Below are 16990 nucleotides of genomic sequence, written 5' to 3'. Positions count from 1 at the left end.
ATTAAATAAGAATTGCTTTTGTATGATAGGACTGTAATCCATATTACAGTCTTATTTGTTTAGGAGGGTGTTAATTTCATGCAAAACAGGATATTAAGAACGGAGAAATTATGCAAAACCTTTTCCAGTGGGGGAAATCAGCAGCATGTGCTCAAGAATTTGGACATCAGTCTGATGGAGGGCGATTTTACGGTTATTATGGGCAGCTCCGGTTCGGGTAAATCGACCCTGCTCTATGCGCTTAGCGGGATGGATAAACCCACATTAGGCGAGATTTACTTTGAGGAGAAGAATATTTCCGAGCTGAATAACGATCAGCTTGCGATTTTTAGAAGAAACCATTGCGGGTTTGTATTTCAACAGGTCTATTTGCTGGACAATATGAGTGTTTTGGATAATGTGTTAGCGAGCGGCTTGCTGGTAAGCAGGAATAAACGTGCCATCGTTACCAAAGCCAAGGAATTGCTTGCCGAGGTCGGATTAAATGAAGCGGCATGGGGGAAATTCCCCTCTCAGCTTTCCGGCGGCGAAGCGCAGCGGGCAGGTATCGTACGGGCATTAATCAACAGTCCGAAAATTATTTTTGCTGACGAGCCGACGGGTGCATTAAACTCGGCTGCCAGTGATAGCGTGCTGGATGCTATGACCGCTGTGAATCAAAATGGTCAGTCGATTGTCATGGTTACCCATGATATCAAAACGGCTTTGCGGGGAAACAGGGTGCTTTATCTGCGTGATGGTGTGATTTGTGGAGACCTGAAGCTGGATGCTTTCAATATGGAGCATAATCATGAAAGGCATGACAAGTTAAAAGCCTTTCTGGCCGAAATGGGGTGGTAGGATGAACATCGTTAATCTTGCCCTGGCCAATATTAAAAAAGGTAAAGGTGCGGCATTTTCATTGTTAATTTTGATTTTTGCTGCTGCCCTGCTTCTCAATGTTGGTATAACGGTTATTTCCAAAATGAGTACCTTCTATGATGACAAGGTCGAAGAATTGCATGATCCGCATCTAAGCCTCATGATGAAAAATGCAAACTATAAGGAAGTCTATGGCGACTTCTTTAAGAATAACTCTGGTGTGAAACAAATCGAAATGGAATCGATGATTTTGCTGGATGCGGCCAGGTTCCGTTATGGCGACAGCCAGATGGATAGTGGTGCTGCGATATTCAATGCGGATGCTAAACGGGATTTTTCACCTCTGAAGCTGATTCAGAAGCTGGACCCAATGCATCAAGATGATATTTATGTATCTTATAGTTTTAAAACAAGCGGCGGCTACAAGCTAGGTGATACGCTCACCATAACCTATCAGGATAAGGCGTATAGCTACCGTATCGCAGGATTCTTTGAATCAACGATGCTGGGCACGCCCAGTATGGGCATTATGAAATTCATTTTACCTGATGCGGCGTATCGTCAGTTGTCTGATACATTAGGGGTGGCAGCGGGAGGAACCTACTTATCCGCAGCCCTTAACGATAGCAGGCAATCGACGACGCTGATGAATGATTATAATAAGAAGTTTCCGGATCCGAGCATGAATGCGATTGACCCTACTTTTTGGGAAACGGATATTGAGACGATGAAAAACGTAGGTACGATGACGATCAATATTGTCTCCATGATCTTGGTTGCGTTCGCAGCGGTCATTGTACTTGTTGCCTTGATCGTTATTAAGTTCCGTGTAACCAACAGCATTGATGACGGCATCGTGAATATCGGCGTATTGAAAGCGGTAGGCTATACGAGCAGGCAAATTCTTGCTTCTATTGTGCTGCAATTTATGCTCATTACGCTTTCAGCCGGTATGATTGGCGTTGCGGTCTCCTATGCGGTGATTCCCGTATTTGGCGGGATTGTCTCGTCTTTATCGGGACTCCTGTGGACGCGGAGTTTCGATATCGGTTCTATTATCCTCAGTATTCTTATTGTTGCTGTACTTGTACTAGCCGTGACCCTACTATCGGGTAGACGCATTCAGAAGCTCCATCCTGTTGCGGCTCTACGCGGAGGTATTATGACGCACAGCTTCAAAAAGAATCCTTTCCCGCTTGAGAAAGCGAGGGGCGGACTCCAGTTTGTGCTCGCTTGCAAAACGATGATGATGAATAGTAAGCAAAATATTATGATTGTGTTTATCATTGCCGCTATTACGTTTGCATCCGTCTTCTCCGTTGTGTTGTATTACAATGTAGCTGCGGATAAAAAGGCATTTTTCCATCTGGTTGGCGCGGAGACATCGAATGTTATGATTCAGGCGAAGACGGCCGCTGACAGCGAAAAACTGTTTCCGGCGATAGAGCATATGGATGGCGTAGCCAAGACGGCTATTCTTGATTTCCTACCGACGAGGATTGATGGGCAGGCGATTTATATGAATATCTCGGATGATTACAGTAAGCTGGAAAACCAGTCGGTGTATGAAGGGCGGTTTCCGAAATATGACAATGAAATTGCCGTATCTTGGGCAGTGTCCAAACTGCTTGATAAAGGCATCGGTGATACGGTAAAGGTTGAGATCAATAATGCATCCCATCCATTCCTGATCACGGGGCTAAGCCAGTCCATTAGCAATATGGGGCAAGCAGCCTATTTAACTTTGTCAGGGATACAGCAGATCGTTCCCGACTATACGAGCTCTGTCATCAACGTATACCTGAAGGATGTAGATACTGCTCGTTTTATCAAGGACATCAAAGCACAATACGGGAATATACACGCGAATATCATAAACGTCGATGAGACGATAAACGGCCAAAGCAGTATCTATATTTCAGCGGTTTTTGCCGTCATGGTTATGATTCTTGCAATCACGGTGCTGGTCGTCATTATGATCCTATACCTCGTCATCAAAACGATGATTCTCAAGCGTAAACGGGAATTTGGGATATTAAAAGCTACAGGATATACGACACTTCAATTGATGTCTCAGATCGCGATGAGCTTCATTCCGATTGTGATCATCGGCGTCCTCATCGGTGGGGTGCTGGGCTGCCTGTACACCAACTCCATGCTGACGCTACTCCTGTCGGGGGCAGGCATACACAACGTACAGTTCATTGTGAAGATTCCCCTGATCGTCATGCTGTGCATCGGGCTTGTCGTGTTAGCCTATCTCGTATCGATGCTGGTGGCCCGCAGGATCAAGCGGATCTCAGCTTATGGGCTGATTACTGAATAGCAGGTTTGCTAAAAGGTGGAGGATGAACCTATGTTCATTCTTTGCCTTTTTTGTTATCGAAAACAAAGGAGGGAGGTAGGCCAGGAGGAGGCATAAGATCGCTTCGAATGAACCGCCATGGGTTAAGAAGCAACTATGAAACTTTTTTTAACAAGGAGGAAGTTCTCATGGCACTTGGAGCTCTATTGATCTTATTTATTATTTTGACAGTTGTTAGTATATGTGTGGTGTCATATTTGTTGATGATTTTTTCATAATTGATGAGAAATATTTTCACAATTAATGAGAAAATGTATAAATATACGAAAAATTGCGTGCGAAGATTATCAAAAACCCGCCGTTAGGCGGCCTTCCTTAATCAATTCAGCTTTATTAAGCGTTCAACAAATTCAATTTCCTCATAGGGGATCCACAATGGACCATCATCAGTGCGCACTTTTGTCCGATTCGGATCCCCTGATAATTGGGCCTTACCTTCGATTACTTCTCCTGTCTGTAATTTAATTCTAACTTTTTGAGCATAGGCAGCGGCACTGCTTGAGTCCAATATCCAGTTAACCATCAAGACAATAAAAACATCAGACTACGTTGTATTAGGGGTCCCGCCAACATTTTAACGAAAATATACGCTAAGCCCTGAATTGCATCCGGTTTAGCGTTTTTTCTTACTCTAAAGATGAAAACGACAGTCACGGATGAAAGTCCAAGACTGCCGCTATTTATTACGCTATAGTCACCCGTATACAGCTCCCCAGCCTCTGCCTCCATCAGCCCTGCGGAAAATATTATCGCTAGCTTCAGGACATTCGTTTTTCCCTCATCGGGTAAAGGCTCAAATACAAGAGGTATGGTAACATTTCTTGATATGTACTTGACAATTCGAAATATGTTATCTAAATTAAACGTATGAACAATATTATATAAATGTTCATACGTTTATAATATGGGAGGTGCAATAGTATGTCTAAGAGCTTTACAGAACATGAACGACAAATAATCAAACAAAATCTAATCAATGCTTGTAAGGAATGCTGGAAGCAGTATGGTTACTCAAAAACTGGTATCCGAGATATTGTACAGAGAGCAAACATTTCTACCGGAGCGTTCTATCAATTTTTTTCAAGCAAAGAATTACTGTTTGTGAAAACCGCTGATGAATATCAAAAAGAACTAGATCAAATTTTATACGATAAAATGAAAATAGATTCAAGTAAACATGGCCTTGCAGAGGGGCTCAAAGCTTTGGCAATAGAATTGTCTACTATGTCATGGTTAACATCAATGTGGGATGAGTGGGCATTGATTATCCAAAAGCTACCCCCCGATTATATGGAGCAGGATTTCAATAACGATAAAATAAGAATGGAAAATTTAATCTCGGAATATGAACTTATCCCAAAGAAAAGTTTGGATATGGCAACACAAGTTGTAGATTGTTTATTATCTTCAATATTCCAATTTGATTTTACTGTTAGTGGTACCAAAGAAGCCGTAGATTTTATTATTGATACTACGATAAATGAGTTGTTTGAATAAGTAGGGGATGGTTTGACTTCTTCTAAAATTGCAGAAAAAAATTTGAATGAGACTAACATTCATAAACCATCCCTTGAAGGAGTGTTCTTTACTCTAACCAGCAAAAATTGAACAAAGACGACAGGAGAAATAACTAATGAAAAATATCAGTCAAAAAATACTACAAGTAGGTTCTATTCTCTTTATTTTAGCAGGGGTTGTTTATCTTTTGTGCGAAGCTATATCAGCATATGCTTGGAGCAACCCATCGTATCAATATGCCATAAACTATATTAGTGATTTGGGTATACCAGTGGTAACACAGTTCATGGGGCGGATGATTAATTCTCCTTTATATTTTGTTATGAACTTTGGCTTTTTTGCTAATGGAATTTTATTCGCTATAGCGTATTTCATGATAATGAACACACTGCCATCAAAAAGAAAAATCATAGGTCTAGCACTTACTGCAATTTATGCAATTGGCATAACCATGGTTGGTATGTTTCCAGGGTATGATTGGTGGGGCGAACCGTTTCATGGTATTGGAGCTATGTTAGCTATAGTAGGAGGTAACTTATCTATATTATGCGGTGGCTTGATGTCTCATCGAATGTTTCCACAAAAATGGGTTTCAACGTTGAGTGTCATTTTTTGCATTATAGGAATCATAAGTTTCGCATTATTTATTGGGATAAATAATAATATGTATGCTGCGGTTTTTGAAAGAATGTCTGTATATACAATAATGGTTTGGTGTATCATTTTTGGACTTTTCGTACAAGTAAAAAGTCGCAATATGAATGTGTCGGACTACGAAATGAACATAAAAGTCTGAAGGTTATGGTTGTGCTATAACAATACAGGATTTGCTCATCGCGATCTTGTCCTCGGGCGACAGTGTCACCGGCCTCATCTGCACAGGAACGTCGATTTAGAATCGCCGGACCCTGGACATGCTAGGCAACCACAATACAATGTGAAAGGATAATGTAGATATGAAACAAGAAATTTTTATCTGCGGTAAGGCGAAATCTGAAATGGTTAAGGAGATACTTGCAAATTTTCCTCCTGAATTTTTGGAAGATGTAAATGCTAATATATCAGATATTAAAACAAAATACCTTGACTTACCATTTTGTGATTTACCAGATTCAAAAACTCTGGATATTTATCTGCCAGACCAAGGTGAAAAGCCATTTCCTGTGTTGGTTTTCTTTTTCGGAGGCGGATTTCTGTTTGGAGACAAAAGGGGAACTCAATTAGAGATACCTCTTTTAGCCAGAGAATTAGGATTTGCTGTAGTAAGTGTTAATTACACTTTAAGCAGCGAAGGAGAGTACCCACGACTTGTATATGATACAAAAGCATCAATTAGGTATCTACGTGCTAATGCAGAACAATATGGGCTTAATCCGGAGAAAATTGTTGCAATTGGTATTTCTGCTGGAGGTACTCTAGCATCTTTATTGGGAACTTCCTCAGGTGTAAAAGAGTTGGAGGGATTATCCTATGGAAACTCCGACTATTCAAGCGATGTTCAGGGAGTTATAGATTTCTGTGGTCCAACAAATATTCTTGCCATGAAGGAACAAATGAGTGAGCATATATTAAAAACTGGTGTCTCACCGTCGTTGTCGTATGGTAATCCTGATTCGGTAGAATCATTAGTTTTTGGTGCACTGGCAAGTGATGTTCCTGAAAAGGCTCAAGCCCTTTCACCAATAACACATGTTAATTCAGATATTCCACAATTTCTTATAGTTCATGGAGCACAAGACGATACTGTTCCTCCCCAGCAGTCAATTGAACTTGCTCAATTAATAGAAGAAAAAGCAGGAAAGGATAAAGTAGAACTTCACGTCCTGGATAAGGCTGGACACGGTGATGAAGCCTTTTTTGTGGATGCTGTTCCACTAATGTTTAATTTTTTAAGGAGATATACTTAAGCATTAGCGTTGCATAAACTTTGAGATTATTTTGTGTCTGAAAATTCAGATCCCGGAATTTCAGTCTTTCCCTTTATGAGCTGCTACCACGAATCAAGCTAACGAATCTGCTCATGGAAGTAGCCAACTGGACGAATTTTCATGAGCAGTTTATTCACGCTTCCAGTAACCGCGATCCGAGCGAGGAAGAAACAAAAGTAAAGGGAGATTAATAGAATAAGTGGTAGTTGGCATTGAGGCTACAAATGGGATCTATTAAGCTAACGGGGAACGTTAGTTCAAATAAGATTACAGCCGCGTAAAAACCTTCAAACTCTTGCTGAGAGAGAATGAAGGTTTTTTCTTAGATACTTCTTTCGTAACAGAATATAGATTCTGTTACGAATGGGATTATTTTGGAACAAGAAAGAGAGGGGAAGTTTGTTCTGTGGACACCGTAATTTTTTCTTTAGGATCCTCCTTAGCCTGGGATTCAACAGGGAGCGGACTACTGTCGACCTGAAACCAAACCACTGATTTCTTCCGATGCCAAAACAACGCGAGGGCTTCCATATTTGCGAAATAGCGCCCGAAGTGACTTGGTCCATAATTGATGTATGTAGGTGAATAAATATGCAAGTCCAGGTTTGCGGTAATTTTCACTAATACTGAAATGGGTCTCTTATCCGGTGTTTACTAAGGGAACTCTTCTCATTAAATATGAAAATACGCCTTGATGCATCAACATTTTTCCGTTGATTTTTCTCACCAATTATGACAACACACAGTATACTCACTATAGGGTTGTTATTTCTGGTTAAAGATCCTCAAATTAACAATATCGTATTTTTTGTCACCGCCGTATTGGGGATCGTCATTAGCTATATGGCGTTTCTTCCCTTCCCGGTAATTTTACCGTATCAAGAATGACCGCGGGATTTTTTGGCCTGTTGACCGTCATCGGAGTTGTCATGAAATTCATGCACAAGGCTGCTCTGGCCAAGCTATTCGTTTCCGCATCCATTGTACTCGGCATGCTTCAGCTCTTTTTCTTTTAAGCTCGCAAGGCTGAAGGGGCGATTCCCAAATATGTACTCGTCGGACAGCTTAATTCAGGCGCAGACGAAGAAGGAGAATATAGAATATTATGAATTACGAGGCACTCATAGACGATCATTTTTAACGGTGTTATATCGGTTCGGAGAGATGGCGAGGTCGTTTTTCAAAAGGCTTATGGCTACGCTGACCTGCCGAATCAGGTGACGAATCAAATGGACACGAGATTTGCTACCGCATCTGCGGGCAAAGCATTTGTGGCTGTAGCGATTTTACAATTGATTGAAGAAGGAAAGCTCCGGTTCGACGACCGGCTCGGGGACGTGCTGCGCATAGAACTGAATTTGATTGATCATGGAATCACGATTGAGCAGCTGCTGAATCATACCTCCGGTATTCCAGACTATTTCGATGAAAGTGTAATGAAGAATTATGATGAGCTATGGCAGGATTATCCCAACTATAAAATCCGTTCATCGGCAGATTTGCTGCCGCTTTTTATTAACAAACCGATGATGTATCCGCCAGGCGAGAGATTTCAATACAATAACTCAGGTTATGTCGTGCTCGGTTTGGTGATTGAGGAAAAGACCGGAATGCGTTTTGACGAGTATCTACAAAAGGTTGTTTTTGATCCCTGCGGCATGACGGATACCGGCTACTATGAATTGGACAGGCTGCCTGCCCGCTGCGCGAATGCCTATATTTACGATTCGGAGCGTCAGCAGTTCTATACGAACATTTATAGTGTGGATGCTAAAGGAACAGGCGCAGGTGGTGCGTTTACGACGGTTCTTGATATTCATAAGTTTTGGGACGGGTTATTAGGCGGAAAGCTGATTTCCAGGGAAATGGTGTCCAATATGCTGAATTTGCATAGCTCGGATGGCTCCGCCGGTTACGGCTACGGGATGTGGCTGATCGAGGTCGGTGACCATTGTATTCCCTTCTTCCAAGGCTGCGACCCCGGCGTAAGCTTTATATCGACGTATAGTTTGAAGCAGAATCTGAACATTACGATCGCGAGCAACTTCGGGTCCGATGTCTGGGATATCAACGAAAAGATTCTGAAGCAATTCAAGTGAGGTGACGTCCCATCTTGATGGCGGAGGATGAACCGATGTTCATTCTCCGCGTTTTTTTACCGGGAGCTACTGATCAAAAGTAACGGCAATCATGGGTAAGCTACTTATGATTCCGGAGAGGAGGATCAGCGATGGAACATTCGAATCATAAGACGGAGCTGGCCACGTTTGCAGGGGGCTGCTTCTGGTGTATGGTGAGGCCGTTCGACGAGCTTCCAGGCATCCTTTCGCTTGTTTCGGGATACACGGGCGGGCATACGGACAATCCGACTTATGAGGAAGTGGGGACGGAAACAACAGGACATGCCGAAGCGGTGCAAATCACCTTTGAATCGGAAGTGTTTCCATACGAAAGACTTCTTGAAATCTATTGGCAGCTGATTGACCCGACCGATAAGGGCGGCCAGTTCATGGACCGAGGGGCGTCGTACCGCACAGCGATTTTTGTCCATAACGAACAGCAGCATGAACAAGCGGAAGCTTCCAAACGGGCTTTACAGGCCAGCGGCCGGTTTAAAGGTAAAATCGTGACCGAAATCATGTCCGCAGGGAAGTTCTATCCGGCGGAAGCCGTTCATCAAAATTATTACAAAACCCATCGGTTTCACTATAATCTCTATCAAGAAGGTTCAGGACGAACCTCGTTTGCCGAGCGTTACTGGAATACGAAAAAAGACAAGCAAACGCTGCAGAAACGTCTGACCCGTCTTCAATTTGAAGTGACGCAAAATGGGGTAGATGAGCCTGCATTTGACAACGAGTATTGGAATAACACAAGGGAAGGTATTTACGTGGACCGGGTGAACAGCGACCCCTTATTTTGTTCTCGAGATCAGTTTGATGCGGGAACCGGGCTGCCGGCCTTTACGAAACCCATTCACGAGGGCTTGATCAGCAAAAGGGCAGATCTCAGCAATGGAAAGATCCGTACCGCGCTGCGGGGCAGGTTGTCAGGTTCCTATCTGGGACATGTATTCCATAACGGTCCGCAACCGGGAGGCTTGCATTATCAGGTGAACTCCGCAGCCCTTCGTTTCGTACCGAAGGAAGAATTGAAGCAGGAGGGGTACGGGAAGTATGTGGCGTTGTTTGATGAAGGATAATAAGCGGATAATAAGCTTCAGGATATGTTGTTAGATATGGAAACCAGCAAAACAATCATGAGGTTGTGTGATCTGAAATGATGTATAAAAATTAAGTAATTTAAAAGAAGTCAACCAGCTTGTCTTATGGTAAAATAAACGGGCTGATGCCAAAATATATAAATAAATGACGTAAATTAGGAGGGAGAAACTCATATGAATACTTCGGGAGGCGCAACTGCTTCCACCTCAATGGATATGAGCCATGTGAAAAAGCTGCCCATCTTGATCTCATTAATATTGGGGGCATTTTTCTCCATTTTAAATGAGACGCTGCTGAATATTGCTTTTCCTGAGTTAATGGTTGAATTGAAAGTGTCAGCACCTACGCTGCAGTGGTTGGCTACGGGCTATATGCTTGTTGTTGGCGTACTGGTTCCGGCATCTGCACTGCTTGTACAATGGTTTACGACGAGGCAAATGTTCCTGGGTGCTATGATTATCTTTACCCTTGGAACGATCGTGTGCGCAATTGCGCCCCAATTCTCCATACTGCTGGTCGGCCGTCTGCTGCAGGCCGCAGGGAGCGGACTGATGCTGCCGGTCATGATGAATACGATCCTTATTCTGTATCCACCGGAAAAGCGGGGAGCAGCGATGGGAACGATTGGTCTTGTCATCATGTTCGCTCCGGCAATCGGACCGACGCTTTCCGGGCTGATTCTGGACTCTTTTGAATGGAGATGGCTGTTCTATCTCGTATTGCCTTTCGCGATTATTTCCATCATTGTAGCCTTTATTTATTTAAAAAATGTTTCACAGCCTACCAAACCCAAAGTGGATGTTCTCTCGATTATCCTGTCCACGATCGGCTTCGGCGGCATCGTATACGGCTTCAGCAGCTCGGGTGAAGGAAAATGGTCCCATCCGGAAGTATACGGTACTATTTTGGTTGGAGCGGTGGCGCTGCTATTGTTTGCAATTCGCCAGCTCAAGTTGAAAGATCCACTGATGGATCTGAGATCATTTAAATTTTCGATGTTTACGTTGACTGCCTTCATGCTGATCATCATGATGATGACGCTGTTCTCCACCATGTCGCTGCTTCCGTTCCTGTTCCAGGGCGCGTTGGGGATGACTGTATTTGCATCAGGTCTGCTCATGCTGCCGGGTAGTCTGCTGAACGGGCTGATTTCTCCGGTCACCGGGAAACTTTTCGATAAATTTGGACCGCGTGCCCTGATTATTCCGGGAACCTTCTTTCTAGTGATCATTATGTGGTTTTTTACACGGATTACCGTCGAAACATCCAAGGTCGAACTGTTAATTTTGCATATTTGTATGATGATTGCCATTTCGATGATTATGATGCCTGCTCAAACGAACGGAATGAATCAGCTGCCGGCACGCTATTATCCGCATGGTACGGCGATCTTGAATACACTCCAGCAGGTGGCGGGAGCTATCGGCGTAGCCTTCTTTATCAGCGTGATGTCATCGGGCCAAAGCAGCTTCCTGAAAGGTTCGTCCGATCCGAATTCTCCGGGTCAGATGGCTCAGGCCATGGTGGCTGGCGTTCACAATGCGTTTATGATCGGATTCTTCTTCTCGATCGCCGCTCTGATTATCGCTTTATTCTTCAAGCGGATCAAAGGACCGGCTGAGGAGTAATGATCATTTTGAAATAAAACGGCAGCAGGGAGTCAAATTCCCTGCTGCCGTTTTATTTTTCCTTCTACATTTGTTTTTGTTGATTTGATTCCATTCATATGACTTAGCTTCAATCCGAAGTATGACGTGTCATGGCTTCAATGATCGTACCCCAGTCGTTTTCATGAAGTTCATGCCCCACACCTTCCAGCGAAAGCAGTCTGGCACCTGGAATTTCGTCAGCAAGAGCCACACCATGTGCGTAAGGAATGATGGGATCTTCTGTGCCGTGAATCACCAAAGCGGGAACATTGATTTCTTTAACCCGCGATATTAGTGATTCTCCGCCTGTAAGCAGACCGTGATTGAACATACTTGCTGCCAGATTTTTTGTCCGTTTCACATCGGCAGCAATCAGTTGATGAGTTTTGGCCTCATCGAAAGGATGCTTAGAACCGATCAGTATTTTCCATTTCCTAATCGAAAAATCAATAACCTCCTGCTCATTTTCCCAATCGACTGTCTCCGCTGTGGCAAAAAACGCTCCTACTTTTTCTTCCATCTCCGGTAAAGCCGGGTCACTGAATGAAGACGTCATAATCAGCGTATTGGACAATACCCGTTCCGGATGCTTAATGGTCAGGAAAAGAGTCAGCAGCCCTCCCAATGACATCCCTGCAATATGTGCCCGAGGGATGCCATAAGCATCGAGTACACGCACGGCGTCATCCGCCATATCTTCCAAGCTGTACTGCGGATTTCCCGGTTCATAATTTACGGACTGACCAACATCACGGTTATCATACCGAATGACAAATCGCCCTGTGTCTGCTAAACGCTGACAAAAGATATCATCCCACCAGATCATGGATGCTGTCGCACCCATAATCAGAAGCAAAGCGGGGTTGTTCCGGTCGCCGAAGCTTTCTGTACACAGCTCAATTCCGTCCACTGTAATCATTTGTTCGCTCATTGCTAATTCCTCCTCATATACCTCATCGTTTTTATATTCACGGTTTGTTTTTCTTCAGTTTTATGGGCCAACGAAATGCGGGAACCCGTTCCTGCATCGCATGGAAGACAACTCCCCATTGAAGCTCGTTTAAAGTACATATAGGTGCATGCCGGTCAGCTCTGAGGTTCCTGACTAAATGTTTCATTTGAGTTGTTGTAAAGATTCCCTTCAGCGCTTCGTAAACAGGGAGTTCCGGATACTTCAGACCGTATTCGGCTAATCCCTCAAAGGCATGGTGATGATGGAGTGCAATTTTGACATCTTCTTTCCTGCGAATTCGGAGTATAGCCGCATCCACGCTAGGCGGGGGAGAAAAGTGGTATTTGGGCACGACCTTTACCAGCTCCATGTCAAACCACATCCGCCACTTTAACAGCCGCGGGTTTCGTATCAAGCGGGCAGTAAATCCTTTGGCTGCGCCATGCTGGATTAACATCACCGCACCTTGAAAAGAAGATCCTGGAGGATCCATTAGCTTATCCAGAATCGGGGTCGTTATAAAAAAGGGAATGTTCGCTACGACATGAAAGGGTTCTTTGGGAAGATAAGCCTCCCGGATATCTCTTTCGATAATCATAACGTTGGAGAAGGCTTCCGACTTACGCCGGAGTGCCTCCGCATAGGCAGGGTCGTTTTCAATCGCTACTACCTTACCGGCCTTTTCCGCCAAATCCCAAGTTATAGCGCCTTTACCCGCACCCAAATCAACAACAATATCGATGGATTGTATGCCTGCATGTTCCACCATTTCCTGAACAATTCGTTTATTATGCAGCAAGTGCTGCGCTCTTAAATTAGATTTCTCGTCACCAGTTTTCGTTTTGGGAAGCCTCTGATCTTGTCTATGCACGTTGCATTCCTCCGTTTCCAGGCAAAATAAAATACAGAACGAAGGCTGGGCTGTGTGTTTAAGAGACGGAAGAGGACATCCTTGCATAGACAAGGAAAGAGACACCCAATATAGCGAGTTTTTTGGTCCAGAAGAAACAAACTCACATACGGATGCAGTCCATCCAGCATGCAAATTTCTTCTCTTTCTAAAGGTAACGGGTCACCTCTAAAAATGGGCAGACCTATCCTGAGTCCCCTGCACACAGCAGAGCCTTTGGCAAACATTTAGCAGCTGCACAAAGTTCTAACCCGGATAAATTGATCTACCACACGTGACCCTCCTCACATTCATGATTAAGAAAGCTTAGAAATATGAATTACAGGAAAAACAAAAAAACACAGGCTGAGTGCCTGTGTTTGGGTTCGCGGAGGACCATAAATAAATGGCAAGGAAATCAATTTCCTTCCACAATAGGATTCTGGGTCATTCATGGAATGAAGATGTAGCCGATTGGATCATCCGACGGAAACCATAGCTCCTGCGCGGGATACAAACGTTCATTTCATCCGATATGAAATTCAATTCTTAAAGGTAGAATGGAGTAGAGATTAAAGACCGTGCTCTAGATGTCATAGTAAATAATAGGGTTACCTTTAAAAAATGGCAGACCAATCCTGAGTCCTCCGCGCACAGGCAGAGTTTTTGCATATTTAGCTGCAAAAAATTCTAACTCGGATAAACTGATCAACCACACGTAACCCTCCGTTCTTAGTAAATTATTTACACCCTAGCACAGCGTTTTATTTTTTGCAAGTCGTTTTCTAGGGGATTGAAATTTTGTCCATCAATAAGGATTGTTCTTCAATAAGCAACTAGACGGATTACATTTATGAAAAGGATAATCGGGTTTTGACACGAAATCTTTGAACAGGAACACTCGAATCTTTAAGAAGCGGAGTGAAGATAACATGTCAAAAGGCGAGCTGCAGTGGATTATCCCGGACGGATATATCCCTCCGGTCAGCAGCGGACAGCTGCAAAGTCATGAATCCGTATGTGTATTGAATTTAGGCATGGAAGACGTCACGGTGACAGTCAATGTCTTTTTTGAAGACCGGGAACCATTGCTTGGTATGACGGCTGCTGTTCCTGCGCAGCGAACCAAGCATATCCGTACATCTTCCTTGAATACGGGAGGAGAGCATATTCCGGTAGGCGTGCCCTATGCGATGGAGGTTACCGGCAGCGCTCCTGTGTATGTGCAGTACAGCCGGCTCGATGCGACTCAAGCAGAGAATGCCCTCATGAGTGTGATGGCATTTCCAGTAAAGTAACGCCAAGCTCATTCCAATAAAGAAAAAAAGACATCAAGCGGATGAGGCTTGATGTCTATTTTTGGGTAAATACTAGAAAGAAGGTAACTAATTACTGAAGGTTGTTGAATTTGACATTCGTAACTGTGTTTAGTATGATTACAGTACATCTTTTGTTACTACTTTAATTACAGTTATCATAAAAACTTTGAGATAGGCGGTGGATGATGATGACATTCGATATTGGCGATTGGGTCCAGGGAAAGACGGTAGAAGGTGAGTTCGTTCACGGATACATTGAAACGGTGGGTACCCAGCAAGAGATCGTTCGAGTACGCATCGTTCAATCGGACAATAAGAGGGCGGTAGGCAGATCCATTGCTCTCCGCGGTTCCTGGCTGAAGCAGCTTCCGGTAAACCCGCTTGGAGATCAGAAGAACCTCGAGAGTCTGATTGATCTTGCCTTGTCGACCTCTGATGAAGCTTGGTTTAACGAGTTGACGGACCGGATGAACACCCTGAAGAATGAAAAGGGGAAGACCAAGGAATTCCGGATCAACCGCTCGCTGATCAATCGGTTAGGCTCGTACGAGAATAAATAAAAGTAAGCGAAGCACCGGGAGCAATGCTCCGGTGCTTCGCTTTTTTAACCCTGCACAACGGTAGAGATGCAGTCTATCCTCAGATAAAACATACGATCTGTCAGCAGCGAAATATCATACTTTCATGCGTTCATGATGAAGGCGGAGAAATATTCCGCTTTTTTTTTTGCACTCGTCATGGTATCGTTATGTGTTATGAAAAAAAGAACGGCGCATGACGTGCTTAAGAATACTTGTGTTCAAAATGAAGGAGATAACATGACATTTAATGATTTGAATATCGCCCCTGCGATTTTAAAAGCTTTAGCAAAAGAGAATTATGCAAAGCCAACACCTATACAGGAACAATCGATTCCTGCCGTACTGGCCGGCAGAGACTTACTTGGCTGCGCTCAAACGGGAACCGGGAAAACGGCCGCGTTTGCAGTTCCGACGATCCAGCTGTTAAGTGCAAAGCCTAATAAACCCGGTACGGTTCGCCGTATTCGTTCATTGATTTTGACACCAACCCGGGAGCTTGCTCTGCAAATTGCAGATAATATCAAGGCGTATAGCCAATTCACGGAAATCCGCTGCTCCGCGATCGTTGGCGGCGTTTCCCAAAAAGTGCAGGAGCGGGCGCTCCAGCAAGGTGCAGATATCATTATTGCCACGCCTGGCCGACTTATCGATTTGATTAATCAAAAACGTATTGATCTGCAGCATGTGGAAATATTAGTGCTGGATGAAGCGGACCGGATGCTCGATATGGGCTTCATTCATGATGTGAAGAGAATCATCACCAAAATGCCGGCCAAAAAGCAAACACTGTTCTTCTCGGCAACGATGCCTCCGGAAATATCCAAGTTGGTAAAAACCCTATTGGTGGACCCGGTTAAAGTAGAAATTACCCCTGTGTCTTCAACCGCGGATCGGATCAAGCAATCTGTATATTTGCTGGCCACGGGAAATAAGCAGAAGCAGCTGAATGAATTGCTGAAGGATGAATCGATCGTTTCGGCGCTCGTGTTTACGCGTACGAAGCGTGGCGCGGATCGGGTTGTGCGTGATTTGAAGAAAGTGAATGTGGCGGCTCAGGCTATTCATGGAAATAAATCACAGACAGACCGTCAGATTGCATTAAAGAATTTTAAGAGTGGAGTAACACGTGTGTTGGTTGCGACGGATATCGCCGCTAGAGGAATCGATATTGATGAGCTTTCACATGTTATCAACTTCAACCTGCCTAATATTCCCGAAACCTACGTGCATCGGATTGGCCGTACCGGTAGAGCAGGGCTGAGCGGGACTGCGATCTCCTTCTGTGAAGTGGACGAGCTTCCGTTCCTGAAGGATATTGAGAAGCTGATCGGAAAGAGCATTCCGGAAGTGAAGGATCATGAATTTCCGATGCCAAGATCCTCGAAGTCTGCAAAGTCAGAACGACCTTCAGGAGCAGCGAAATCAGGAAAGCCCAAGGCAAGCCCAGCTCGCAAGCCGAATGAAGGCCAATCTCGAAATTCGAAGGATAATTCAGCTCGTAAGCCGAACGAAGGCCAGGCTCGTTATTCCAAGGATGCTTCAGCTCGCAGCTCCAAGGGATTCCAATCCCGTAATTCAAAGGAAAGCCCGGCTCGTAAGACAGAAGAAAATCCGGCCCGCAAGCCCCGAGTAAATCCGGAGCGCAAGCCTAAAACCGATTGGAGCCGGAAGGGCAGCAAAACGAGCAGATTCAATTAGATAAGA

Annotated in this window: 13 protein-coding genes; 11 read left to right on the top strand and 2 right to left on the bottom strand. The window is 44.1% G+C overall.

Features of this window, described 5'->3' with window-relative positions:
• Positions 1-78 precede the first annotated feature (78 nt).
• The 8 genes from KJS65_RS26405 (at position 79) to KJS65_RS26370 (ending at position 11524) form a co-directional block, all read left to right on the top strand.
• A complete protein-coding gene (locus tag KJS65_RS26405) occupies positions 79-840 on the top strand; it encodes an ABC transporter ATP-binding protein (RefSeq protein WP_213652811.1) in 762 nt (253 codons plus the stop codon).
• A gap of 1 nt (position 841) precedes the next feature.
• Positions 842-3187 (top strand): ABC transporter permease, encoded by a 2346-nt coding sequence (locus tag KJS65_RS26400; protein ID WP_213652810.1) that lies wholly within the window; start codon positions 842-844, stop codon positions 3185-3187.
• 960 nt (positions 3188-4147) lie between these two features.
• Positions 4148-4723 carry a TetR/AcrR family transcriptional regulator gene (locus KJS65_RS26395; RefSeq protein WP_213652809.1) on the top strand — a complete coding sequence of 192 codons (576 nt, stop codon included), beginning with the start codon at positions 4148-4150 and terminating at the stop codon, positions 4721-4723.
• A 136-nt stretch (positions 4724-4859) separates the two neighbouring features.
• A complete protein-coding gene (locus KJS65_RS26390) occupies positions 4860-5540 on the top strand; it encodes a DUF998 domain-containing protein (protein WP_213652808.1) in 681 nt (226 codons plus the stop codon).
• 160 nt (positions 5541-5700) lie between these two features.
• Entirely contained in the window at positions 5701-6651 is a 951-nt protein-coding gene (locus KJS65_RS26385) for an alpha/beta hydrolase (RefSeq protein ID WP_213652807.1), read from the top strand.
• A 1151-nt stretch (positions 6652-7802) separates the two neighbouring features.
• Entirely contained in the window at positions 7803-8771 is a 969-nt protein-coding gene (locus KJS65_RS26380; protein WP_213652997.1) for a serine hydrolase domain-containing protein, read from the top strand.
• Positions 8772-8902: 131 nt separating this feature from the next.
• Positions 8903-9874: a peptide-methionine (S)-S-oxide reductase MsrA gene (gene msrA, locus KJS65_RS26375; protein WP_213652806.1), complete on the top strand. Its 972-nt coding sequence runs from the start codon at positions 8903-8905 to the stop codon at positions 9872-9874.
• 195 nt (positions 9875-10069) lie between these two features.
• Positions 10070-11524: an MDR family MFS transporter gene (locus KJS65_RS26370; protein WP_213652805.1), complete on the top strand. Its 1455-nt coding sequence runs from the start codon at positions 10070-10072 to the stop codon at positions 11522-11524.
• A gap of 109 nt (positions 11525-11633) precedes the next feature.
• On the opposite strand, the gene mle is transcribed toward KJS65_RS26370, so the two are convergent.
• Both mle and erm read right to left on the bottom strand, forming a co-directional pair.
• Positions 11634-12476, bottom strand: a complete 843-nt coding sequence (mle, locus tag KJS65_RS26365; protein ID WP_213652804.1) for an alpha/beta fold macrolide esterase — start codon at positions 12474-12476, stop codon at positions 11634-11636.
• 37 nt (positions 12477-12513) lie between these two features.
• Entirely contained in the window at positions 12514-13368 is an 855-nt protein-coding gene (gene erm / locus KJS65_RS26360; protein WP_244864846.1) for a 23S ribosomal RNA methyltransferase Erm, read from the bottom strand.
• 950 nt (positions 13369-14318) lie between these two features.
• Here erm and KJS65_RS26355 point away from each other — a divergent pair.
• The 3 genes from KJS65_RS26355 (at position 14319) to KJS65_RS26345 (ending at position 16984) form a co-directional block, all read left to right on the top strand.
• Entirely contained in the window at positions 14319-14684 is a 366-nt protein-coding gene (locus KJS65_RS26355; RefSeq protein WP_213652803.1) for a sensory rhodopsin transducer, read from the top strand.
• Between the two features lie 203 nt (positions 14685-14887).
• Entirely contained in the window at positions 14888-15265 is a 378-nt protein-coding gene (locus KJS65_RS26350) for a hypothetical protein (protein WP_213652802.1), read from the top strand.
• 258 nt (positions 15266-15523) lie between these two features.
• Complete coding sequence (locus KJS65_RS26345; protein ID WP_213652801.1) at positions 15524-16984, top strand: DEAD/DEAH box helicase; 1461 nt, start codon at positions 15524-15526, stop codon at positions 16982-16984.
• Positions 16985-16990: the final 6 nt, after the last annotated feature.

Source organism: Paenibacillus sp. J23TS9, assembly GCF_018403225.1.
In the GTDB taxonomy this organism is placed as follows: Bacteria; Bacillota; Bacilli; order Paenibacillales; family Paenibacillaceae; genus Paenibacillus_AQ.
The sequence above is the reverse complement of the archived record's forward strand: the minus strand, read 5'-3'. Positions and strand labels throughout refer to the sequence as shown.

What these genes read in the sequence shown, in the direction of transcription:
- KJS65_RS26345 (WP_213652801.1), top strand. Translation starts at nt 15,524, where the DNA reads ATGACATTTAATGATTTGAATATCGCCCCTGCGATTTTAAAAGCTTTA.
- KJS65_RS26350 (WP_213652802.1), top strand. Translation starts at nt 14,888, where the DNA reads ATGATGATGACATTCGATATTGGCGATTGGGTCCAGGGAAAGACGGTA.
- KJS65_RS26405 (WP_213652811.1), top strand. Translation starts at nt 79, where the DNA reads ATGCAAAACAGGATATTAAGAACGGAGAAATTATGCAAAACCTTTTCC.
- KJS65_RS26390 (WP_213652808.1), top strand. Translation starts at nt 4,860, where the DNA reads ATGAAAAATATCAGTCAAAAAATACTACAAGTAGGTTCTATTCTCTTT.
- KJS65_RS26395 (WP_213652809.1), top strand. Translation starts at nt 4,148, where the DNA reads ATGTCTAAGAGCTTTACAGAACATGAACGACAAATAATCAAACAAAAT.
- KJS65_RS26385 (WP_213652807.1), top strand. Translation starts at nt 5,701, where the DNA reads ATGAAACAAGAAATTTTTATCTGCGGTAAGGCGAAATCTGAAATGGTT.
- KJS65_RS26355 (WP_213652803.1), top strand. Translation starts at nt 14,319, where the DNA reads ATGTCAAAAGGCGAGCTGCAGTGGATTATCCCGGACGGATATATCCCT.
- msrA (WP_213652806.1), top strand. Translation starts at nt 8,903, where the DNA reads ATGGAACATTCGAATCATAAGACGGAGCTGGCCACGTTTGCAGGGGGC.
- KJS65_RS26400 (WP_213652810.1), top strand. Translation starts at nt 842, where the DNA reads ATGAACATCGTTAATCTTGCCCTGGCCAATATTAAAAAAGGTAAAGGT.
- mle (WP_213652804.1), bottom strand. Translation starts at nt 12,476, where the DNA reads ATGAGCGAACAAATGATTACAGTGGACGGAATTGAGCTGTGTACAGAA.
- KJS65_RS26370 (WP_213652805.1), top strand. Translation starts at nt 10,070, where the DNA reads ATGAATACTTCGGGAGGCGCAACTGCTTCCACCTCAATGGATATGAGC.